General features: G+C 42.0%; 15 protein-coding genes and 2 tRNA genes. 4 read left to right on the top strand and 13 right to left on the bottom strand.

What is annotated here, in order from left to right; translation table 11 throughout:
• Positions 1–3: 3 nt before the first annotated feature.
• Genes H1A14_RS14065 through miaB form a run of 4 tightly spaced genes read right to left on the bottom strand, consistent with a single transcriptional unit; the run spans position 4 to position 4,273 of the window.
• Complete coding sequence (locus H1A14_RS14065) at positions 4–942, bottom strand: hypothetical protein (protein WP_194776909.1); 939 nt, start codon at positions 940–942, stop codon at positions 4–6.
• Positions 943–980: 38 nt separating this feature from the next.
• Complete coding sequence (gene lptE, locus H1A14_RS14060; RefSeq protein WP_194776908.1) at positions 981–1,526, bottom strand: LPS assembly lipoprotein LptE; 546 nt, start codon at positions 1,524–1,526, stop codon at positions 981–983.
• The gene (locus H1A14_RS14055; RefSeq protein ID WP_194776907.1) at positions 1,510–2,790 is read right to left on the bottom strand and encodes a sigma-54 interaction domain-containing protein; all 1,281 of its coding nucleotides are present in this window, start codon (positions 2,788–2,790) and stop codon (positions 1,510–1,512) included. Before H1A14_RS14055 ends, lptE begins: the two co-directional genes overlap by 17 nt.
• A gap of 22 nt (positions 2,791–2,812) precedes the next feature.
• Complete coding sequence (miaB, locus tag H1A14_RS14050) at positions 2,813–4,273, bottom strand: tRNA (N6-isopentenyl adenosine(37)-C2)-methylthiotransferase MiaB (protein ID WP_194776906.1); 1,461 nt, start codon at positions 4,271–4,273, stop codon at positions 2,813–2,815.
• 808 nt (positions 4,274–5,081) lie between these two features.
• Here miaB and H1A14_RS14045 point away from each other — a divergent pair.
• On the top strand, positions 5,082–10,040 hold the full coding sequence (locus H1A14_RS14045; protein ID WP_194776905.1) for a translocation/assembly module TamB domain-containing protein: 4,959 nt from the start codon (positions 5,082–5,084) through the stop codon (positions 10,038–10,040).
• Complete coding sequence (gene tamL / locus H1A14_RS14040; protein WP_194776904.1) at positions 10,027–12,336, top strand: translocation and assembly module lipoprotein TamL; 2,310 nt, start codon at positions 10,027–10,029, stop codon at positions 12,334–12,336. The genes H1A14_RS14045 and tamL overlap by 14 nt, the downstream gene beginning before the upstream one ends.
• 42 nt (positions 12,337–12,378) lie before the next feature.
• Here the strand turns inward: tamL and H1A14_RS14035 are convergent, their stop codons facing one another.
• Positions 12,379–13,626 carry an IS4 family transposase gene (locus tag H1A14_RS14035; protein WP_317174896.1) on the bottom strand — a complete coding sequence of 416 codons (1,248 nt, stop codon included), beginning with the start codon at positions 13,624–13,626 and terminating at the stop codon, positions 12,379–12,381.
• Positions 13,627–13,988: 362 nt separating this feature from the next.
• Positions 13,989–14,624: a peroxiredoxin gene (locus H1A14_RS14030; protein WP_194776903.1), complete on the bottom strand. Its 636-nt coding sequence runs from the start codon at positions 14,622–14,624 to the stop codon at positions 13,989–13,991.
• Between the two features lie 459 nt (positions 14,625–15,083).
• Between H1A14_RS14030 and H1A14_RS14025 the strand changes: the two genes are divergently transcribed.
• Positions 15,084–15,155 (top strand) — tRNA-Glu (locus H1A14_RS14025).
• Positions 15,156–15,182: 27 nt separating this feature from the next.
• Positions 15,183–15,257 (top strand) — tRNA-Glu (locus H1A14_RS14020).
• Between the two features lie 166 nt (positions 15,258–15,423).
• Here the strand turns inward: H1A14_RS14020 and H1A14_RS14015 are convergent.
• From H1A14_RS14015 to truB, 7 genes are all read right to left on the bottom strand, one after another.
• On the bottom strand, positions 15,424–16,899 hold the full coding sequence (locus tag H1A14_RS14015) for a hypothetical protein (protein WP_194776902.1): 1,476 nt from the start codon (positions 16,897–16,899) through the stop codon (positions 15,424–15,426).
• 12 nt (positions 16,900–16,911) lie between these two features.
• Positions 16,912–19,746 carry a TonB-dependent receptor gene (locus H1A14_RS14010; protein ID WP_194777017.1) on the bottom strand — a complete coding sequence of 945 codons (2,835 nt, stop codon included), beginning with the start codon at positions 19,744–19,746 and terminating at the stop codon, positions 16,912–16,914.
• A 272-nt stretch (positions 19,747–20,018) separates the two neighbouring features.
• Positions 20,019–20,363 (bottom strand): gliding motility protein GldC, encoded by a 345-nt coding sequence (gene gldC, locus H1A14_RS14005; RefSeq protein WP_194776901.1) that lies wholly within the window; start codon positions 20,361–20,363, stop codon positions 20,019–20,021.
• A 71-nt stretch (positions 20,364–20,434) separates the two neighbouring features.
• Positions 20,435–21,094, bottom strand: a complete 660-nt coding sequence (locus H1A14_RS14000; RefSeq protein ID WP_194776900.1) for a 3-oxoacid CoA-transferase subunit B — start codon at positions 21,092–21,094, stop codon at positions 20,435–20,437.
• A 54-nt stretch (positions 21,095–21,148) separates the two neighbouring features.
• Positions 21,149–21,844, bottom strand: a complete 696-nt coding sequence (locus H1A14_RS13995; protein WP_194776899.1) for a CoA transferase subunit A — start codon at positions 21,842–21,844, stop codon at positions 21,149–21,151.
• Positions 21,841–22,785 carry a bifunctional riboflavin kinase/FAD synthetase gene (locus H1A14_RS13990; protein ID WP_194776898.1) on the bottom strand — a complete coding sequence of 315 codons (945 nt, stop codon included), beginning with the start codon at positions 22,783–22,785 and terminating at the stop codon, positions 21,841–21,843. Before H1A14_RS13990 ends, H1A14_RS13995 begins: the two co-directional genes overlap by 4 nt.
• Positions 22,782–23,459, bottom strand: coding sequence for a tRNA pseudouridine(55) synthase TruB (gene truB / locus H1A14_RS13985; protein ID WP_194776897.1), 678 nt, complete (start codon positions 23,457–23,459; stop codon positions 22,782–22,784). Before truB ends, H1A14_RS13990 begins: the two co-directional genes overlap by 4 nt.
• Positions 23,460–23,461: the final 2 nt, after the last annotated feature.

Raw genomic sequence — 23,461 nt, 5'->3', positions numbered from 1 at the left:
TATTTATGCTAATTCTTTGATTAAGTCCGCAAAGTAAGCTTTTTTCTTTGGAAACTTCAAGCTTAACTTTTGATATATTTCTTTGGCTTTTTCTTTTTTTCCCTGTTCAACTAGTAAACGTGCGTAAGATTCGGAAAGGATGCTTTCATTGAGTTGTGTACTGGATTTGGAAAGGTCTTCCAATTTTTGTTGATCCTCATTTTCTTTGATGGCCGCAAGTTTTATTTCTTTTTTACTAAATGCCTTGATGATGTCCATTTGTTCTTTTTTGCGGGCATCCTGGACTTTTTTCTTATCCTTTTTACGTATGCTCTCGATCAATTCATCGGGCTGTTTTGGCCTTCGAACTTCTTTTTTATAATCTCTTTCCTCCTTGATTGGTTCATTTTCTTCTTCAGAGACCTTCTTTAATTTGGAAAGGTTTTCATCTAACCTTTTAAGGATATCTGCACGTTTATCTTGACTTTGTGAATTTTCTGGGGGAAGTGAAGACAATTCATTTTCATCGGCAATCTGCAAGTGGATATTGCTAAGACTTAATTTAGCTTCTTCAACATGGAATTTTTCATCAGGTTCAGAGGCAGGTTCAACACCCATGGCCACTGGCTGTTCGATATCGGAAATGGTTTCTACACTTGATTGGGTATCCACGATCGCTGATTCAGGTGTTTGAACAATGGTGGATTCCGCTTTACCTGAAACAAATGGAAAGTCATCTTCCATCAGCATCTTCAACCACTTTCTATCAGTAGTTTTTATGGCCGCTGTATGAAGGGATGGTTTTTTTTCACCATCATATTTCAAGTAATCATATTTGGCTAGTAACACTGATGAAATCTGAAAGTAGGGAAACGTTTCATCTACTCTGGAAAGGGTCATGTAATCTTCATGCTCCAACGCGTTTCCTTTTTGGATCAATGTTAAAAATTGGGATGCATTCACAGCTTATTCATTTAGATATGCCTCTAATATAATGTTTTTTACCAATTGGCCACAGTGGCAGTAAAAATATCCTGGATGATGTTTTCAAAAATGAATTCTATCAAATCCGATTCTACCTGCAAAAGCGAGGTACTTCTTGGGTCATAATCCCTGAAGAATGAAAAGGTTCGTTTCAGATTCTCTTCTTCATCGTTTGTATTCAGGTATTCTACCTCTACGGCTATGGTCAAGCGCATCTGACCTGCCCGATCTGGAATATTGGCATCTTGACTGGTTACGGTTGCCTGTGGAGAGATGTCATATCTGGTGATTGCTCCCATAAATTGGAGGTCCCCATTGTTCCTTACCAGTTCTAGCTGAGTGTTTCTTTGGTAATAATCTTTTAAGGCTTCTGTAAACCGCTGGGACATGTTTGCCGGTCCCCCTCCTGAATCGTTGAAAAAATTGTCAACCGAAAAAGTCTTGGTGATTTCATAATTGATATTTGTTCCGGTAAAGCTGTAATTGACCTGGCAGCTCGTTATACAAAAAGCCAAGGCAACAGACAAAAGGAGAGATTTGTAGGTGCTATTCACTGATGTCATACTGTTTGATTTTCCTGTACAGTGTGCGTTCTGAAATTCCCAAGTCCATGGCTGCATACTTGCGTTTGTTGTGGTGCTTTTTCAAAGCCCTGGCAATCAATTCTTTTTCTTTTTTCTCGATGGAGAGAGAATTGTCATCCTCTTCATGTAAAATATCCTCTATATCGGGATCCTCGTAATTTTCCTCTTCCTTCTTATTGTGACTACTGTCCAGAACCAAAGGAACAGAACTCTTGGGCTGAGCTTCTTTCTCAAAGGTAACTTGACTATCCATCCCTTCAAACAAGTCCTGATGTTTTTTCATGATATTCTGATTCAGTTCCCCGGTTTGATAGGACTCTAAAACCAGTTGCTTCAAGTCATTCATGTCCTTTTTCATGTCAAAAAGGACCTTATAAAGGATTTCTCTCTCGGAAAAGTCATTGTGGTCTGTTTTCCCTCCACCTGCGTATGCTACCGGTAACCGACTGTTATCGGTGGGCAAATAGCGGGTCAGTGTAAGGGCATTGACTTCTCTTTCTTCTTCCAATAACGAAATTTGTTCAGCTAAATTTTTCAATTGCCGGATATTCCCAGGAAAGGGGAATTTCATCAGCATTTGCCTTGCTTCTTCATCCAACGTAATGGGTTTAACCCGGTACTTTTCAGAAAAATCTGTAGTGAACTTTCTGAAAAGCAATACGATGTCTTCCCCTCGTTCCCGGAGGGGCGGGACGTATATTGGAACTGTGTTTAACCTATAATAAAGGTCTTCTCTGAATTTACCCTTCTCTACCGCTTTAATCAGATTGACATTGGTGGCAGCAATTACCCTCACGTCCGTTTTCAGTACCTTGGAAGAGCCTACTTTGATAAAATCACCGTTTTCCAAAACCCTCAGCAACCTTGCCTGGGTTCCCAAAGGCATTTCTCCGATCTCATCCAGAAAAATAGATCCACCATCGGTCACTTCGAAATAACCTTTTCTGGATTCATGCGCACCCGTAAAGGAGCCTTTTTCGTGGCCAAACAGTTCCGAATCGATGGTCCCTTCAGGTATGGCGCCACAGTTGATGGCAATAAATTTACCATGTTTCCGGCTACTGAGTGAGTGAATGATTTTGGAAAAGGATTCTTTTCCACTTCCACTTTCCCCGGTGATCAGCACAGTCATGTCTGTGGGAGAAGCCTGCATGGCCACTTGAATGGCATGATTCAAAAGAGGACTGTTTCCTATGATGCCAAACCTCAATTTGACAGATTGAATTTCTGATGGTGAAATCATATTTCTAGTAAGTGTAAAAACCTTAGGCCACTGCCTCGCCAAACAAGGTAGCTGCAGTACAGTCTTTGATCAATACTTTTGCATAGTCCCCTTTTTGAAAGTTACCTTTGGGGATGATGACCACTTTGTTAGCCGTATTTCGGCCTTTCCACTGCTCTTCTGATCGCTTGGAATTCCCTTCGATAAGGATTTCCTGAATCTGACCCACGTCTAATTTGTTTCGGTTCAGTGACAATTCATTTTGCTTGTCGATGATTTCCTGTAGCCGTCTTTTTTTGGTCTCCAAAGGAATATCATCCTGAAATTTTTTAGCAGCCAAAGTCCCCGGTCTTTCGCTGTAGTAAAACATGTAGGAAAAATCAAATTGGACTAGGTCCATTAAGGAGAGGGTATCTTGGTGCTCTACCTCTGTTTCTGAACAGAATCCCGTAATCATATCTGAAGAAATTCCACAGCTGTCTCCGAGAATTTCTCTTATTTTGGTAATCCTTTCCAGATACCACTCCCGGTCGTAGGTGCGATTCATCAATCCTAAGATACGGGAATTGCCGCTTTGTACAGGCAGATGGATGTATTTGCAGATGTTGTCATACTTCTTCATGGTAAACAAAACCTCATCTGTGATGTCTTTGGGATGAGAAGTTGAAAATCTGACACGTAATTTTGGATCAACCATTGCAACCATTTCAAGCAGGTTGGCAAAATTGACCACTTGGGTTACTTCGTCGGTTTTTTTGTTTAATCTTGCCTTGTTGTTTTCTTCAGGAGCCCATTTGTAACTATCCACATTTTGCCCTAGCAGAGTGACTTCTTTGTAACCCTTTTCAAAAAGGTCTCTGGCTTCAAGGACAATGGAATAAGGGTCCCTGCTTCTTTCCCGGCCTCGGGTAAAAGGCACCACACAAAACGAACACATGTTGTCACAGCCACGCATGATGGAGATAAAGGCACTCACCCCGTTGGAATTGAGCCTCACTGGGGCGATGTCAGCATAGGTTTCTTCCCTCGATAAAAAGGTATTGACCCCTTTGGCTCCAAACTCGGCCTCAAGGACCAGTTTAGGAAGGTCTCGATAAGCATCGGGCCCCACTACCACATCGACAATTTTTTCTTCTTCCAGTAATTTTTCCTTTAACCTCTCCGCCATACAGCCCAATACACCGATGGTCATCTCCGGTTTTTCTTTTTTGATGGCATTGAACTGGGATAGCCGCTTACGAACAGTTTGTTCTGCTTTTTCCCTGATAGAACAGGTGTTGAGGAAAATAACGTCAGCCTTTTCAAAATCAGCCGTGGTGTCAAATCCGTTCTCCTTCATGATGGAAGCTACGATCTCGCTGTCAGAAAAATTCATCTGACAACCGTAGCTTTCTATATATAGCTTTTTGGATTTCCCTGTATTTTCATTCACCGTGGTTTTGAAATCGCAGGTCTGATCCGCTTCTGTCGGTAGGATGCTGATGTCCCTGATGACGTTATCCATACTTGATTCTATTTTCGAGATGCGAAATTACTAAAATTCGGACATAATGACAGGTTATTGAGTTAATTTTTATTAAATGCGATTTAAAGTATCTTATGCTTTTGAATAGAAAGGATGAAATAATGAATTTAAAACCTTTTATTAAATAAAATTTTTTCTAGAAAATTTGTAATTTTACGAATTAAATTGATTATCGGGTTTTATCCATTGAACTTAGCTTAAAGCTTTTATGGTTGAAGAAATAAGTGTTTAAGTTTGATAAAGAAAATAGATGTCAATAGCGTGAAGTTATTCTATTAAGAATCGAAAAGTGGGATTGTTAAAGGAAAAAAGAACCCGATTTATTTAACCTCCTAAATCTTTGGTGTATTGGCTATTCTCTCGTTTTTAAAAATGAGCAAGAATGAAAAAACGTTTGGGCACCTAGTTTCAGAAATTAAAGTAAAATGAATCACAGAAATCCAATTGTTCTGGATTAAGGTTGGTACTTGATGGGAAGCAAAAAGGTAAGACAATTATCACCTTTTATTTCGCCCATGAACCACCTTTCAAATTTCAAATATTTGGAGGCAGTTCTTTTTGTCCTCAATCAAAAAGTATGTTTTTGGCGTTAGACTTTATGTGAGTTTGTTCCTTATGGTCTTTCGGAGCTGTTGAATTGTATGGGTTCGCTTTTCCTTTGCACAGATGAAAGCTATATTTGATATTCAAAAAATTGACTTTGGCCTCAGCAAAAAAGATTGTAAGAAAAATTTTTAAGGTTTTAGGGGGATTGATCCTAGCATTGATTCTTCTAATCATCTGCATTTTGTTATTTGTCAGAAGTCCGTGGGGACAAGACATCATAGTAGGCAAGGCGATATCTTACTATACCGAAAAAACCGGTACCAAAGCGGAGATTGACCGCCTTTTCATAACTTTCTCTGGCAATTTGTTTTTGGAGGGTCTTTATCTGGAGGATCAACAAGGAGATACGCTGCTCTATTCTGGAGAGTTGGAAGCAGGGGTTGAATTGATACCCTTGGTCAGGAGGGGAGAAATCAATTTGACCAAATTGGAATGGAAAGGTTTGAGGGCCAATATCAGTAGACAGGAGGGGAACTCAGAGTTCAATTATGGGTTTATTTTGGATGCTTTTACAGGAGATACCGAAACCGAAGACGCTGTTACAGAAGAAGATTCAGCCCCTTCTCCCTTTCCTCAAATTAGCCTATCACCCATCAAATTGGAAGATTTCATCATTCATTACCAAGATGAAGAAATGGGAATGTTGGCGGCAATTGAACTGGGAAGTTTTCGGTTGGACATGCCGAGGATGGATTTGAATAAAATGGAGTTCTATCTCAAGGATCTGGTGATTGAAAACTCCGACCTCAGGTACATCCAAACCAAGCCATTGCCACCAAGTGATAATGAAGATGCTGAAACAGTGATGCCCTTGGTGATTGTGGATAATTTTAATGTAGAGCAAGTTAATCTTTTATACGACGCTGAACCTGACGGCCTTAAAGCGGATGTTAACCTTGGTCAGCTGAAGATAAAGATTCCTGAGGCGGATTTGGTTAATCAAAAAATCCTTGTTTCTCAATTTTCACTGTTTGAATCAGCCATTGAGATCCAAATGACCGATACGAATGGCCAAATTGCGGAAGAAGGTCTTGATGATTCAAATGAGTTTGAATTCGCATGGCCCGAATGGCATGTGGAGATTGGATCAATTTCACTTTTGGACAATGACTTTGCTTTTCAGACCAATGACAAAAAGTCCATTTCTGGTTTTTTCGATCCGGAAAACCTTAGGCTAGATCAGATTCAGCTTGAGGTCAATAACCTTTTTTTAAAAAACCAAACTGCAGGGTTAGACTTGGAAAGGCTTGAATTCAGAGAACAGAGTGGTTTCGAACTGCAAAAATCCACGCTTCAGATTAAGATGGATGATCGGCAACTTGGTTTAAAAGAGCTTGAGATTCAAACTAATCGAAGTCGGCTTGTTGGAAGCTTAGCAATGAGATACAATGATATACAGACCTTTCTTGAACAACCTGAATCCTCCAACCTGGATTTAAATATTTCCAGTATTCTGATCGACGTCCGAGATGCATTTTATTTTTCGCCCGAGCTACGTAAAGACCCGCTCTTAGCAGAAATTTCAGCGAATAACCTCAAAGGCAGCTTACAAATCAGAGGAAGTATGGACTTGATGGAAGTCCGAACTTTTGATCTAAATTGGGGGAATCAAACAACCTTTGGACTTGAGGGGAAAATCAGGCATGCCATGGATTTCGATAGATTGGAATTGGATTTACCTATGATTCAATTTTCCAGTAGAGGGGAGGACTTGCGTAAATTTGTGAATGAAACAGAATATGGCGTGACTTTTCCTGATAGCATACGGCTCGATGGAGCATTTAAAGGTGCCTTGGATAAATTCGTCACGCAGATGGAACTGGTAACCTCGGACGGTGATGTGTCTGTCATTGGCAATTTCGACCTCCAAAACCAGATAGCCTTGGATGGAACGGTAAAACTGAAAGACATTCAGCTTCAGCACCTGTTGAATAATGAACAACTCGGTCCCCTGAGTTCTACTATTGAAGTGACTGGACAAGGAGATTCCATTGAAGCGTTTGATGGCGAGTTTGCCGTCTCTTTTGATGCTTTGGAATTTAATCAATATGATTTTTCAAATTTGCTTTTAGAAGGAAATATTCAGTCGGGTCAGGGAGATTTGGTCTTGAATTATAAAGACGATAACCTGGATATGGATTTGACTGGAGACTTTGTGTTGGATAGCATCGCACCTACTCTTCAATTTGATTTGGACCTAAGAGGTGCCAATCTTTTGGCTTTAGGAATCACTCAGAAGGATATTCGCATCAGTTTGGATTTGAACCTGGATTTTGAGGGAAATGCAGATTCCTTTGATTTGAAAGGCACCATTAGGGATGGGACCGTGGTATTTGACGATAGGAATTATGGAACGGGTGATTTTGATTTGGCTATATCTGTTCAAGAAGATAGTACCCAAATGGAAATCAACAGCAGGATCATCAATGCACAACTGGCCTCTAATTCCAGTCCTGAGCAGATTTCTGCCGCATTGAATCAACAAGTAAGAAATTATTTTAGAGATGAACGGATCATGGACAGTACCCTGATGGGTGTGGAGATGTTTCTTAATTTGACATTTAATTCATCCCCCATTATCGACGAGGTATTTCTAGAAGGTTTGAACCGGCTTGACTCTGTGAATGTGAAGGTGGATTTTAAGGCTGCAACAAGTTTCTTAGAGGCTAGGATCGACTTGCCATTTGTCGATTATGCAGGTATTGAAGTGGATAGTCTGATGTTTTTGGTAGACATGGATGAAGAAAATTTCGATTTTAATTTTGGTCTGCATAGTCTTGTTTACGGTCCAGTGGATTTGGGAAGAACTTATTTTGAAGGCGTATTAGCAAATCGGCAACTGAATTTAGATTTTATTTCATGGGATGAGGACGAAAAACTGGTCCATGTCGGTTCTGACATTCAATTTCAAAGAGACAGCTTGCTTTTCCATATAGTTCCTGAAGATTTAATATTCAATAAGAGGGATTGGTCTATTCCTGTTTCCAATAGGATTTTATTGGCGGAAAATTGGATTGCCTTTCAAGATTTTGTTTTGGAGAGGAATAACCAGCGGATGGACATTTCTCAAAGGGAAAATAATGAGGGCGGAGAAGACATTTTGATTAATTTTCAGGATTTCCGGTTGGGCACATTTACCAGCTTGTTCAATCCTGATGAGTTGATCGCCAAGGGAACTTTGGAAGGTGATTTCACTTTAACCAATCCGTTTGGGGCAATGGGTTTTTTGGCTGATTTAGCAGTTAAGGAATTCGAAGCACTAGGGATCCCACTTGGTAATTTGAGCTTGGATGCTGAATCTTCTTCGCTAAACAATTATGATTTTAGTTTGTCTTTGAAAGGTGGAGATGTAGATTTGAATTTGGATGGAGAGTTTGAAGCTGATCAAGAGGCGGCTACCATAGACATCGATTTAAATCTAAATTCACTTCAGCTCAGCATGCTGGAGAAGTTGACAGATGGTGAAATTAGAGAGGGTTCAGGAGAGCTTTCTGGAAAATTCAAAGTTCAAGGTACTACTACAGATCCGATATACGAAGGAGCCTTCAACTTCAAAGAGGCAGGATTCAACATCGCCATGATCAATATGTTGTACAACCTTTCCGATGAAAGCATCCGCTTGGACAATGATGGTATTTATCTTGAAAATTTCACCATTAGAGATAAGGAAGACAATCTTTTCGATATTGATGGCAGTATTTTTACAGAAGACCTGACCAATCCATCCTTTGACCTGAAATTGAAGGCAGGTGATTTTAGTTTACTAAATTCAACCAGGGAGGACAATGACCTTTTTTATGGCACTGCCAATATTGATGCTGACATCACCATCACTGGAAATCTCAATTTGCCGGAAGTGGATGCTAGATTAAAAGTCAATGAGGGAACAGCATTGACTTTGGTGATACCGGAATCCCAGCTTGATTTGGTAGAAAGAGAAGGAGTGGTACTTTTTATCAATAGGAACAACCCGGATGACATTTTAACACAAAGAAGCCAAGAGTCTTCCATGTCAGGCTACACCGGATATCGGGTCAAAAGCCTCCTTGAAGTCTCACCTGATGCCACCTTCAGGGTGATCGTTGATGAAAGGACAGGGGACAATCTGGAAATAGCCGGTAAAGGCAACTTGAGTGTTGATTTGGATCCAAATGGTCGAATTTCCATGTCCGGGGGCTATGAATTGACTAGGGGCCATTATGAGATGAGTTTTTATAATCTGGTCAATCGACGTTTTGAAATAGATCCAGGAAGTACCATCCGGTGGAGAGGGGAACCCTTGGATGCGGACCTTGATCTGGCAGCCATTTACAAAGTAAGGACCAATGCCCAAAGCCTGATGGCAACGCAGCTTACTGGAGCTGACAATACGGTTTCCACCCAATTTAGACAAGAGCTCAATTTCAGGGTGTATCTTCAAGTCGGGGGAGAACTGATGAAGCCAGAGATTTCTTTCAGGCTGGATATGGAGGAGAATGACAGGGGGGCATTCGGTGGCTCTGTCTATGACCGACTTCAGCAGCTCAATCAAGAGGAAAGTGATTTGAACAAGCAGGTGGTTTCCCTTTTGGTACTGAATCAGTTTATGCCCGATACTGGAAATGATGGTTCAGGGGGAGGAACTGTTTCTCTGGCTAGGTCGAGTGTCAGCCAAGTTTTGTCTGGACAACTCAATGCACTTTCGGGCAGATTGTTGGGAGGAACAGGTGTGGAGCTTGATTTTGATTTGGACAGTTATACAGATTTTCAAGGTGGAGCTCCCGAGGATAGGACCCAGCTGAATGTGAGTGCGAGAAGGCGTTTTATGGATGACAGGCTGGTGGTGCAAGTAGGTAGTCAGATGGATCTGGAGGGGAGCTCACAGGTAGATGCAGACGCAGCAGGAGTTTTTGGTAATGTGAGTGTGGAATACCTCCTTACCGAGACCGGAAGAACTCGACTAAGAATATACAGAAAAAATGAGTTTGTGAGCTTGGTTGATGGCCAACTTATCATCACAGGTATTGGATTGATTTATCAACGTGAATTCAACCGGTTTAAAGAGTTGTTCCGCAAAGAGGTTGAAGAAAGTATCATTCAATCTGATGAAAATCAAGAAAGTGAAAACGGTAAAGAGGAGGAGGAAGATGAAAACAAATAGGCTCTCTACTTTAGTCTTTATGATTTTGGCAGTAATGGCCATTGCCTTTACTTCTTGTCGTGTATCCAGGTTTATTCCCGAAGATGAAAAGCTTTACACGGGTGCGGAAGTGAAAGTGAATTCAGATATAAGCGGTAGACAGAAATCCAGGGTAAGGGGTGACCTGGAAGCTTTGATACAGCCAACGCCAAACAGTAAATTTTTAGGAATGAGATTTGGTCTGTGGGCACATTACAAAGGATCCAAGGAAAAGCCTGGCTTCATCAACAGGTTTTTAAAGAATAAATTCGGTCAGGAACCCGTATACCTTTCTAGAGTGAATCCGGAGCGAACTGAGGACCTGATGATCAACAGGTTGGAAAACTGGGGTTACTTTGGCCCTGAAGCCAGTTCTGAGGTGAATGAAGGCAAAAACAAAGCTTCTGTTACCTATGAAGTATACGTGCCTGAACCTTATGTATTGGAAAAATATGATCTGGACAGGGATAGTTTGGAGATAGAGAAGGAAATCAGGTTGCTTTTGGAAGACACAGAACTGAAGCCGGGGACCAGGTTTGATCTGCAAAAACTCAAAGCCGAAAGGGAGCGGTTGGACGAAGCCCTAAAGTTAAAGGGATATTACAATTTCAATGCTGATTTTCTGATTTTTGAGGCAGATACCAACGTGTATGAAGACAGAAGATTTGACCTATACCTCAGGGTGAAACAAAACCTACCCGAGAAGACCTTGTATCCTTACATCATCAGAGACATTACGGTATTTCCCAATTACCAGGTAGATATGGAAAATGGGGAAGGTGCAGATACTGTGACTATCCGGGATGTGAATTTTATCCAAAACCCTCTAGAATTCAAACCTGAACTCCTTTACCCCTACCTCCTTTTCAAAGAGGGACAGAGGTTCAATTCCACTACTTCCCGGCTCACCAGCAACAGGCTGTCTTCAATAGGCAATTACCGCTATGTCAACATTCGTTTTGAAGAGGATGAAAGTGCGCTTTCAGAGGATGGTGAAAAATTCCTTGATGCCTACATTCTCCTTTCTCCTTTGCAAAGAAGGTCTTTGAGAGGAGAACTTGAGGCACTCAGTAAATCCAATAACTTCGCTGGTCCAGGTCTGAACCTCAGATACCAAAACCGGAACCTTTTCAAAGGTGGAGAAATCATCAACATCACAGCAAAAATTGCATATGAAACTCAAATATCCAGAAGGGGTAGAAGTGGATTAAACTCCATTGAGTTGGGTCTCCGTTCAGATTTGATTTTCCCAAGAATGATTTTTCCGGTGGATTTAAGTAGCCGCTTTATCCATGCTGTTCCCAAAACCAAAGTTTCAGCTGGTTTTGAATACTTGAACAGAACACAGCTGTATACCTTAAATTCCTTCCTTACTTCTTTCGGATATTATTGGAGCGGCAATCGGTACACTTACCATGAAATCAATCCCATCAGCATCAATTTGGTCAATTTATCCAATGTGTTCCCTGAATTCGAAGAGATTTTGGAATCTAACCCTTTTTTGCGAAGGAGTCTTGAGCAGCAATTTATTGCAGGTATTAATTATACCTTCAATTACAATCAATTGATAGACAAATTCCGGACCCATAGTATCTTTTTTGGTACTACGCTGGACTTTGCTGGAAATCTAATTGATTTGTTCAACAGGAATTTTTCCAGTAACCCAGAGACCTTTTTAGGGATAGGTTATGCTCAATATTCCAAGGCTGACGTAGATTTTAGGTACTATTTCAGACCTAAGGAAGGACATGAAGTAGCGACTCGCCTTTTTGGCGGAATGGGTATCCCATATGGGAATACAGTTTCCCTGCCATTTGTGAAGCAATATTTCGCCGGAGGACCAAATAGCGTGAGGGCTTTCAGAATCCGATCTTTGGGTCCCGGTAGTTATTCTCCACCTGATGCTGACCGTGAATCCTTCTTTGACCAAGCAGGTGATATCCGTTTGGAAGGTAATATAGAATATAGGTTTCCATTGGTTGGATTCTTCAAAGGGGCACTTTTTGTAGATGCAGGTAACGTATGGCTCTACAATGATAACGAAGCCTTGCCTGGTGGTCAATTTAGCTCAGATTGGTACAAACAACTAGGTATAGGTGGTGGAATAGGTTTAAGGGTAGATATTGATTTTTTTGTGATCCGATTGGATTTGGCCACGCCCTTTCACAAACCTTATAATATTGAAGGAGAAAGGTGGTCACGTAATTTTGACATCCTGGACAGTGGCTGGAGACGGGAGAATCTCATTCTTAATTTTGGTATCGGATATCCGTTCTAAATTACGATTTACGATTTACGATTCAATGTCGTTTAGTTAAGACTAAAGAGGCTTATAGTTCATGCTATAAAGCTTTTTGGTTCTGTGTTTTCGTTCAAATTTTCTTCCGGGCCTTATTATTTCCCTTGTTCTGTACACAAGAGCATCGAAGGCCAACAAAGCTTTTCGGATCATTTTTTTAATGAACAGGCCAATGCTTAAATCTCTGGTCATACCAATTGTACTTGTCCGGTTGATTTTCTGAGGATGCTTATTCTTTTCCTGGTTATATTCCTGCCTGACCTTTTCTTCTATCGGAAATGCCAACACCGCACTCAGGCTCATCATGTATACTTTGGCATAGAAATCCTGTTTTACAGCTAAAGCCGTCTTGCCCGAGAATTTCTCTACCTCCAGCCTTGCTTTGAACAATTTATACCCTTCTTCCACATTCCACCTGTAATGATAGAGTTCGGTTAAATCCTTATGGGTATATTTATCTGAATCAAGTAAAGAAGTGCACAGCACCTCTTTCTCCCCGTTTTCCAGTTCCACACAGATTAAACGGCATCTAATGCTTTCCTTTATTGTTTCGGGATATTCCCCAAGCAGAGCATGGTTTTTTTTGGGAAGCTTAAATTCCACCTCTCTCTCCTTTTCACCACTTTCCATAAACTCCTTTACAGAAAGCCACCAATCCTCTTTCATCCTGATGCAAAATTCAACACCCCTGGCTTTCAGCAGATAGAATATGGCTATACTGGGATAGCCCCTGTCCAGCAATAATAAGTCCCCTGGTAAAAGTTTTTCAATATGGGCCTTAAGCAGTTCCCGCTCACTGGACGCATAGGGGGCTATCTGTGCATCCAGGGTAGTGAGATTTAGAGGATCATACAGAAAAGAGGCCAGTGCCAGGGACCGTTTGCTGTCCGCATTGGGACCAAAACCATGTTCACCGAATTCTTCTTTAATGCTTGGGTGGTTAGGCAGGACCAGACGTGTGCCATCTACTGCAAGAAGCCTCATCTGATGCCAGACAAGATATGGGGCTGTTTCATAGAAGGAATTATTCACGCTCTCATTCAATTCTATGAAGGCTTCATGCTTAAGATTGGCCCTGGCTTGGGTAAAAGCACCTTTGGTAACCTGACGGATGTTGAAATCACTGCCTGTTACCTGCTTATAAAAATCATCCAGTTCTCTTTGGAGAGAACTTTTGACACCTCGGCTAAGCATAACGATTAAGTCTTTGAAGGGAAGTTTTCTGTTTCTGACAAAAACTTTTTTAGAGCCGGTCTTTGAACGGCTGATATATTCTCCATCATCTATTAGTTTTATGATTTTTTCTATTGCGGCTTCCCTAAACTTTTACGGATTTTATGTGCTGAAAGCAGTGTTTCATTACTTTAAAATAACATTTTTATCATTACCTTCATAACTATATGGGGTATTTAGTTTTGGAAATTCCTTATCTAAACGACATTGATTTACGATTTACGATTTTTGAATAACTCGATATCAGGATAAATCCTGAAGCTCAAAGATTTAAGCAGAAAGCTTGATAACTCGTAACTCTCAATTCATAATTCTTTTTCAGGGTAATGCTGGAATCTGACCAACCATAAAAAAACCTGATTTCTTACATCAGGTTTTTATGGGTTGTAGGTCCGATTTCAAAGATTGGGCTGTGGGGTTGTCCTCAAATAAGGCTTAATGACTTTGTGGCCTTTTGGAAATTTACCTGGGATATCGGCATCACTGATCGCAGGGGCGATGACTACATCTTCACCATGCTTCCAGTTGGCCGGAGTAGCCACAGAATAATTGGCAGTCAGTTGAAGGGAGTCAATCACTCGGAGCAATTCATCAAAGTTTCTTCCGGTAGAGGCAGGGTAGGTGATGATCAACTTGATTTTTTTATCATTTCCAATGACAAAAACAGACCTTACGGTGAAATTTTCGCTTGCATTGGGATGAATCATATCATACAACATGGAGACTTTTTTGTCTGCATCTGCAATGATCGGAAAATTTACAGTGGTGTTTTGCGTTTCATTGATATCACTGATCCAGCCTTTGTGGCTTTCCAATCCATCCACACTCAAGGCCATCACTTTTACATTCCGCTTTTCAAATTCGGATTTTAGTTTCGCAACTGTTCCCAGTTCTGTAGTACAGACCGGTGTGTAATCCGCAGGGTGGGAAAAAAGGACCCCCCATCCGTCTCCCAGATACTCATGAAAATCGATGGTTCCCTCTGAGGTTTCCGCAGTGAAATTTGGAGCTTCATCTCCTAGTCTTAGTGCCATGTTTTTTTAGGTTTAAGTTAAGTTTTGTATAATAAATCAGTAAACATATATAATTCAGGAGTAGTTTACCTGAAGCCGATAACGTATAAACAAAGTCATAATTTGTAAACAAAAGACAGCCTGATGCAGAGCAAGTAGACTATGTTATCTCAACAAAAAAAATTACAAAGCTGAGTTGGTTCATTGTTCAAAATTAAAAAAATCAAGGATTAATCTGTTGATTATCTTGGAAATATTGAAAATGAAACAGACTTTGATCCAATAAATGCCCGACATTTTAAATTGTGAAAGTATCCTTACATTAGCCGGTGAAATCTCCATAGAATGATAAGTTTTTACTTCTTGTAATCAAGGGATTGGGACTCAAAACCAAATATTTTTTGGCAGCATTTTGCATTCTTAATTTAACCCTCTATATTTGCAAAACCTTTCTGAAAAGACAAGAAATCAAGCTTTAATGGTCCGTTCGTCTAGGGGTTAGGACGTATCCCTTTCACGGATAAAACACGGGTTCGATTCCCGTACGGACTACTTTTGATTTCTTGTTTTTGTTTTAATGGTCCGTTCGTCTAGGGGTTAGGACGTATCCCTTTCACGGATAAAACACGGGTTCGATTCCCGTACGGACTACCAAAAAGTGATGTGTGGTGGCTTAGGCTCACCCCATATTGAGGCTTTTTGTTTTATGGTTGTTAGTGGTTAAAGTTATCAAAAACCCGGTCTTCTAGACCGGGTTTTTGTTTTTTGGACAAAAAAAAGAGCCCATTGGGCTCTTTTTTAAAGGGATTAATTCTTAACATCAGTTCCCACCTACAGGCAAATCGTTGCCCACATAAGCATTGGGATTTACTCTTGGGATATTGGCCTGCCATTTGTCATTGATCACTCGGATCATTTCATTGGCTACGAAGGCATGTGCCCGGCCATTTGGATGGACCCCGTCGACAGAGAAACCTCCGTTTGGCGGAATGATGGAAGCGGTCAGGGTGACACCTCCGGAATTAACCCTTCCAGCAGCCACATCATCCAGCAATTGTTCGACATCTGCCAAAACCAGGCGCTCTCCGTTGGCCTGCACTGCTGAAGCGATGATTCCATTAAAGGTGGAGATCTTGGTCCTTATTTCATCTTGCTCAGAGGGAATCAAGACAAATTGATCCTCAACAGGGAAGCTGATTCCACGAATCAGCGCAGGATTTCCGCCCACCGGTTGTCCCAAGGCTTGGGAAAGGGTAAGGGTGGCTTTATCGAAATTTTTGCTCTGTCTGATCGAAGGCAATCCTTGCCCTGTAAGGTTGGTCAAGGTTTCATCCTCTAATACAAAGCCATTTTGGCCCGCTTGAAACACAATAGTGCGCAGTTCGCGTTCTTCCTGAGTTATTATTTGTGCGGCCTGCAATGCAGCCAGTCCTTGGTTATATGGGGCATAAGCTCCGTTGGCCTGATTGGCCTGTGCTTCTGACAAGGGAAGGGCATTCCAAGGGACAAGGTTGAAATAAGGCAATACATCCAAAGCGGGTATATTGGCTACTACTCCTTTCGCTTCTGGGTTGGCCTGAAGCATGGATCCAAGTGCCACAGTCAGTCTGGCTTGAAAGTCAGCATCTGAGGTGAGCAAGGAAGGATCAGCTGCTCCACCTGCGGCATATCCCAAGACGTCACTTCCTCCCAACCAAAAGGTAAAGAATGTACCGCCGTTGGCCAAAGCAGCTGCTGCGTCACCGATGATGGTAGAAGTACCCGGATTGCTGGCAAACCTAGCATAAAATGGATTGTAAGCTGGATTTTGAGGAACATTCGGGCCACCGGTTTGGGGGATCAAGGCCAACCCCAAGGTGATGTTGGGTACGCCAAAGTTGTTCAAGGCAGTCTTGTCACCTGTGAAAGGAGCAGGAAGTTCACCCACACCAATCGGGGCAGGAGCAGTGGCTCCGGTAGTTGGATTGACAGTTAGGATAAGTCTTCCCAATGGGACACCGCCTGGTCCCATGCCGAAAAAGCCGTTTTGGGATTCGATATCCGGAAGGTTAAAATCACCTCCTCCAGCAAGAGCCATTTGTCCGGCAAGGATATTGGCAAAGGAATTTTGCTGCCCTCTATTGTAAAGGGCTCCATCCATAAAACCAGCTGTCATCGCATCACCCACAGAGACCACCTTGGAAAAGTCGGCAGCACCGGGGCCCGGTTCAATTACCGGAACTTCGGGAAATTCGTATTGACAGGCTGAAATGACTCCGATGGATAAGATATATAGGTATTTCTGAAAATTCTTCATGATTGCTCCTGTTTAATTTAACAATTCGTCAAAGGTAATCGAGATGTAATAAATGGCTCCGATGCTGGGGCCTCCAAAATTGAGGATGTACCTGTTGTTGAAAATATTGGAACCACCCAGCTTTACGATGGACTTAATGCTAGGAACTTTGTAACTGACCTGGGCATCGAAATTGTGTACAGCAGGCACAGTACCTATCGCAAAGGAAGACTGCCATTCAAATTCGGTTTGATACCTGTAAGCCACATTAAAGCCCAGATACTTTGTCAATCTCCTGTTGCCGAATATGATGTTGGTCTTGTGTTCAGGCGTGTTGAATTCAGATAGGAAACCTTCTTCGAATTCAGTCAACAGCCGGTTAAAATTGTAATTTCCGCTGATGGTATAGTTTTTTGGAAGGTTATAGGTAAGGCCGATGGCTGCTCCGTGGGCCCTTACTTGGTCATCCACCAGGTTAGTATAAGTCTGGAAGGTGTTTTCCTGGCCAGGTGTAGTAATTGGAGTCAAAAGCGTAGGAGCGTTGATGGCGTTGATGGCCAACTGATCTCCATTTTGTGGGGTTGGAAATACCGGTCCCGGCGCTCTCCTCACCGCTGTCTGGGTGATGAAATCATTGTAAACATTGTAGTAATAGGCTACGTCAACCAGAAGCCTGTTGTTGGCCAAGAGGCCTTTATAACCCACCTCTATGGATTGCACCTGTTCGGGCCTGAGATCAGGTAGCTCCGTCACCGGCTGCAACAAGGAAGTTGCCGATGGATCAACAGGACTGGCACCTGCACCTACCGCTGCAGTGTAGGCATTGACAGAGGCCAAAGAAAAGGCATTGTTGAAGATGTCATAGCGTTCTCGGTAGAAAGGCAGGCCACCAATCAACCTCGCTGAGACCACATTGAGGTCTATGTGTTGGGCCTGAGTGGTAGGCATCCTGAAACCTGTTTGATAAGAAAGTCTGATGTTGTTGTTGCCTTCTGTATAAACTGCTGAGATCCTAGGGTTGATCTGTCCGGCAAAGTTTTCGTTTTTGTCGTACCTCAAGGATCCCATAAATTTCAATTTATCATTCGCCACTCTTTTACCAGCTTGGACAAACGCACCGTATTCCGCAATGGTGATGTCATTTCCTTCCACATCGGCAAAGATGGTTCCGTTGGATCTCAGTTCAAACAAGCGGTAAGAGGCGCCGACCTGCAAATCCATAAAGTCGATTTCTTCCTTGAAATTGTACTGGCCCTCTCCATGGTACATTCTGGACTGATCATTGAATAGCGAACCAGCTGGAATGATTTCACCGTTGATCTCTCTTTTGGCATTTTCAAATTCCGGGGTACCAGGCATAAAGCGGTTTCTATCGGCAAAGTTTCTGGCTGCCTGGTGCGCTCCTGCTTGCTGTTCTACAGATCCCATGGTGCCAGGTTGAACGCCAGCAGCTGCCAAAGCACCCATATACGTCAAGGTATATTCACCAAACCAACTGGAATTATCATTCCATCGGCTGTTGATGTTGACCCCTGTCAGATCAGCAATGTAGGATTCTCCAGAATTCTCCCGGGTGGTATATCCCCTCAAGAAGAAATTGTCTCCTCTGAGTTCCAATTTATGCTGGCTGATTTCGAAATTCCTTAAAGAGTATCGCTGGGCTCCAGTGTAGACTGACGTACCTCCCCCGTAATTGAAAGTATAGGAAAGTTCGGCTTTATCAGTTATTCTGTAGTGTAAGGCGGTATTCAATTTCAGGTTTTTAGCTTGGTAATCCACTAAAAATCTTTCATCATAGCCAGTTCTTGATACCACTTGGTCAGGAATGGATGAAAGGTAACCACCCAGTCCAAGGGCGTTGGCTTGTTGTTGGATCGCACCCACATTTCTTAGTAAGCCAATGTTGTTGGCCACCTCATCACCAAAAACGTGGACTCTATTTGCACCTGGATTGAAGGGAAGGTTGCCTTGATTTCTTTCATTCAGATCCGTTTGATCTGTACCGTACCAATCTTCTGCCTGCATGTAAGAGGCATTGACTTTAAAAGCAAATTTATTGTTGAAAGCATGGGCATAGCGAATCGAACCTTCAAACATGGGCTGTGGACTCTGAGGTTCTCCAGCCCGTCCGTTGAGGTGGTTGACCCCTTGTTTGTAGAATCCGCTGAGGCCTTGGTATTCAAAAGGACTCTTGCTGTTTACTAAAAGTATCCCATTAAAAGCATTTGGTCCATAAAGTGCTGATGAGGCTCCTGGAATGAATTCTACGCTTTCTACGTCAAGCTCTGAAGGGCCATTTAGGTTTCCGATGGGGAAGTTCAAAGCCGGCGCCTGCGTATCCATTCCATCGGTCAGCTGAACAAATCTGGTATTGCCAGTAGAATTGAATCCTCGCGCGTTGATGATCTGAAAGTTAATGGAGGAGGAGGTGACATCCACTCCTTTAAGGTTGGCGATGGCTTTGTAATAGGTGTCAGATGGCGTATCCCGGATAGCCAAAATGTCCATTTTCTCAATAGAAACGGGAGATTGCAAAATGCTTTCTTCTACCCTCGAAGCTGATACCACTACTTCTTGACCCAATATGGTTTGTTCAGCAAGTGTTACCTGTAGGTTGCTGACCTGGCTTTGGCTGATCTCCACTTCCTTACTGGCAAAACCCACCATGGAAAAAACCAAAGTCAATGGCGGATCCTGATTTACCCTTAGGTTAAAATTTCCATTGACATCAGTGATGGTACCGATTACTTTCCCTTTGACCAGTATATTAACCCCGATCAAGGTTTCTTTGGTATCCGCATCAGTGACATTACCTGAAATATTGGTAGTGCCTTGGGCATAAACCAAAAGGGTATTCAGGGAAATCATGGCAAAAAGTACAGCAGCTTTCCACCAAATTTTTGATTTAAAATGATTCATTGGTTTCTTGGGTTTATGTTTGTTTTAATATTTTTTGGCTTAAATGGATGCATTTTTAACCTAACAATACTAGCGAAATATATTATAAAAAAAGTTTAATTTTCTATGCTTAAAAAGATTTTTGTCCTAAAATGAAAAATATCATTTGTGAAAAGTGTCATTTAATCCTAACATCCAATTGAAAAAATGGATTATTGCAAAATTCAACTTACTCTAAGTGATTAATTATCAGACTTTTTGTTTTCCTCGTTGACATGTTTTACCAAACGGTCACACAGTTCTTTCATTTCTTCTGACATAAATTCATCTCCTGTACTATTTAATATGGTCTGTGCCATACCTCCTATCACATCAATATAAAATCTTTTCATCTCGGCTACAGACATGTCATCCGTCCATAGATCTATCCTTAAAGTAGAATGGTTGAGGTTATCCCAGACATTGAGACTGATGCTTTTGGTAGATTCCATGCCTTCTGCTTCTTTGTCAGAAGCATCCCAAAGAATTTTTTTGGGTAGGTTTTTGTCGTCTAGCTCTACTTTGAATTTTATTTCTGAGTTTTTCATTTTTTTAAATTAATGCGAATAACAGCTGGTTAATTTTTAGTCTTTATTGGGGATGAACCTGAATGAATAAGCTATTGGATGTCCATTTCAGGAACCTCTCCTTCTACTACAAGTCTACCTTCTGTTTTGGATCTGATTTCTTCCACCGAAATACCTGGTGCTCTTTCCAATAATTTAAACCCACCTTCTGGCAAAATTTTCAAAACAGCAAGATCTGTCACTACTTTTTTGACACATTTGATGCCTGTGATCGGTAGGCTACATGTTTTAAGCAACTTGGATTTTCCGTCCTTGCTGCAATGCTGCATGGCTACGATGATGTTTTCTGCTGATGCCACCAAGTCCATGGCTCCTCCCATTCCTTTCACCATTTTTCCCGGGATTTTCCAGTTGGCAATGTCGCCGTTTTCTGAAACCTCCATGGCGCCCAAGATAGTCAAATGAACATGCCCCCCACGGATCATGGCAAAGGATTCGGCTGAACTGAATAAAGCTGAGCCTTTTGTCATGGTAATGGTCTGCTTGCCGGCATTGATTAGATCTGGATCTATGTCGTCTTCTTTGGGGAAAGGGCCTATCCCAAGTAAGCCATTCTCAGATTGAAGCACTACTTCCAGGTCATTGGGAATGTAATTGGCTACCAAAGTAGGAATTCCGATACCTAAATTAATGTACTGTCCATTCTTGACCTCTTTGGCAATTCTTTTTGCAATTTGATTCTTATCCAGCATGTTGGTTCGTTTAGGGAGTATTTTTGATCTGAGATTCCTTAAAGAAGGTTATATTTACTGGCTTATCGTTTTTTGTTCTATCCTTTTTTCATAGTCCTTCCCTTGGTAGATCCGCTGCACATAGATTCCTGGAGTATGGATCTGATTGGGATCGAGACTTCCAGCTTCCACCAGTTCTTCTACTTCTGCGATGGTGATCGTTCCGGCTGCTGCCATCATGGGATTGAAATTGCGTGCTGTGCCTTTGAAAATCAAATTCCCTGCGGTGTCTCCCTTCCAAGCCTTGACCAGAGAAAAATCAGCCCTCAGCCAGCGCTCCATCAGATACAGTTTTCCATGAAACTCTCTGACTTCTTTCCCTTCTGCCACTTCCGTACCTACACCCGCGGGGGTAAAAAATGCCGGAATACCGGCTCCTCCAGCCCTTACCCTTTCAGCCAAAGACCCTTGAGGAATAAGCTCTACTTCCAGTTCCCCACTGAGCAATTGCCTTTCAAACTCCTTGTTTTCTCCTACATAGCTTGAAATCATTTTTTTGACCATCCTTTTTTTAAGCATAAGGCCGATGCCAAAATCATCCACCCCGGCATTGTTGGAAATACAGGTTAGTCCGGAAATATCTTTTTTCAATAATGCAGTAATGCTGTTCTCAGGGATTCCGCTCAAACCAAAACCACCTATCATTAACACAGCGTTATTGGATATATCCTTTACAGCTTCATCGGCATCCTTTATTGTTTTGTTGATCATGATCTGAAATCAGTTGTTTTGACAATATCCATGGCTTCTTGGCGGTCTTTGACCAATTGATTCTTTAAGGCTTCCAAATTTCCGAATTTTTTTTCCGGTCTCAAAAATTCCTTTAAGTAAACGGTGATTTGTTTATCATAAAGGTCATCGTCAAAGTTAAATAGATGGACTTCAACGGTTTTTTTGGTACCATCTACAGTGGGCCGGTTTCCAATATTCAGCATACCTCCGTACCTTTCTTCACCTAACCCGACGTGGACAGCATACACCCCATCACTGGGTACTAGTTTGTAGTCATTGGGAATGTAGATATTGGCTGTGGGAAAGCCAATGGATCGACCTATCTGCTGTCCTTTGATGACAAGACCGTTCAACTCATATTCCCGGCCCAAATATTCATTGGCGGTCGCCACATCACCTGTTTCCAGGGCTTTCCTTATTTTGGTGCTGGATATCCCCACATTGTCAATGTCCTCTCGGGAAATTTCTTCCAAATCGAAAGGAAATGCACTGATGTTTGATTTGAGGTATTCAAAACTTCCCTCACGGTTTTTTCCGAACCGGTGGTCGTAGCCTATGACTAAGGTATGGGTTTTAATTTTCTCAACCAGCACTTTCTTTACAAAAGCCTCAGAAGTCAGCTGTGAAAACTCCTTGGTGAATGGGATGGTCAAAAGGTGATCAATGCCAAATTTTCTGAGCAGCTTGGCCTTTTCTTCAAAGGTGCTTAAAAGTCGAAGCTGATGTTCTTTTGGATAGAGTACCAGCCTGGGATGTGGCCAATACGTGATAAGAACCGTTTCTCCACCTACCTTCTCTGCCAGAATTTTGAGTCTTCTTAATATTTTCTGATGTCCCAAATGCACCCCATCAAAAGTCCCGCTGCTTACAACTGGGTTTTTGACTTTGGGAAAATGGTCTAGGCCTTCATGAATTTTCATTGCTGCCGAGCTTTAATGCTTTCTGTCAAAGGTACCACATCTGCTGCATCTTCCAATCGGAAGGTTCCGATTCTAGTCCTAGTCAGGGCCGCAAGATAAGCACCTACACCGAGCATCTCACCAAGATCTCTCGCTAGACTTCTGATGTAGGTCCCCTTGGAACAAACGATTCTAAAATCAATTTCAGGCAACTCAAACCGGGTCAGTTCAAATTCAGTGACTTGAACAGGTCTTGGATCCATTTTGACCGAAATGCCCTTTCTCGCAGATTCATACACCCTTTTGCCATCGACCTTGATAGCGGAGTGGGTGGGAGGGATTTGTAAAATATCTCCAGTCAGTTGCGCAATGGCCCTTTGGACCTCGTCTTGGGTTAACCCAGTTGGATCGGCTACAGGGGTAATCTCTTTTTCCAAATCAAAGGATTCAGTGGTAGCACCCAGCACAAATGTCCCGGTATACTCTTTCTCCATGCCCATGTAATCATTGATGCTTTTGGTTTTTCTGCCTGCGCATATGATCAATAAACCGGTAGCCAATGGGTCCAAAGTACCGGCATGACCGACTTTTTTCACCTGCAGTGCATTCCTTATTTTTTTGACAACATCAAATGAGGTCCATTCATAAGGCTTGTTGACCAAAAATACTTCTCCGTAAGGATCCTGTTCCGACATGT

This window comes from Pararhodonellum marinum, assembly GCF_015354735.1.
GTDB lineage: Bacteria > Bacteroidota > Bacteroidia > Cytophagales > Cyclobacteriaceae > Pararhodonellum > Pararhodonellum marinum.
The sequence above is the reverse complement of the archived record's forward strand: the minus strand, read 5'-3'. Positions and strand labels throughout refer to the sequence as shown.

Coding starts and splice junctions, on each gene's coding strand:
- H1A14_RS14055 (WP_194776907.1), bottom strand. CDS start 2,790: ATGATTTCACCATCAGAAATTCAATCTGTCAAATTGAGGTTTGGCATC.
- H1A14_RS14010 (WP_194777017.1), bottom strand. CDS start 19,746: ATGATTTCCCTGAATACCCTTTTGGTTTATGCCCAAGGCACTACCAAT.
- miaB (WP_194776906.1), bottom strand. CDS start 4,273: ATGGATAACGTCATCAGGGACATCAGCATCCTACCGACAGAAGCGGAT.
- H1A14_RS14015 (WP_194776902.1), bottom strand. CDS start 16,899: ATGAAGAATTTTCAGAAATACCTATATATCTTATCCATCGGAGTCATT.
- truB (WP_194776897.1), bottom strand. CDS start 23,459: ATGTCGGAACAGGATCCTTACGGAGAAGTATTTTTGGTCAACAAGCCT.
- gldC (WP_194776901.1), bottom strand. CDS start 20,363: ATGAAAAACTCAGAAATAAAATTCAAAGTAGAGCTAGACGACAAAAAC.
- H1A14_RS14000 (WP_194776900.1), bottom strand. CDS start 21,094: ATGCTGGATAAGAATCAAATTGCAAAAAGAATTGCCAAAGAGGTCAAG.
- H1A14_RS13995 (WP_194776899.1), bottom strand. CDS start 21,844: ATGATCAACAAAACAATAAAGGATGCCGATGAAGCTGTAAAGGATATA.
- H1A14_RS13990 (WP_194776898.1), bottom strand. CDS start 22,785: ATGAAAATTCATGAAGGCCTAGACCATTTTCCCAAAGTCAAAAACCCA.
- lptE (WP_194776908.1), bottom strand. CDS start 1,526: ATGACATCAGTGAATAGCACCTACAAATCTCTCCTTTTGTCTGTTGCC.
- H1A14_RS14030 (WP_194776903.1), bottom strand. CDS start 14,624: ATGGCACTAAGACTAGGAGATGAAGCTCCAAATTTCACTGCGGAAACC.
- tamL (WP_194776904.1), top strand. CDS start 10,027: ATGAAAACAAATAGGCTCTCTACTTTAGTCTTTATGATTTTGGCAGTA.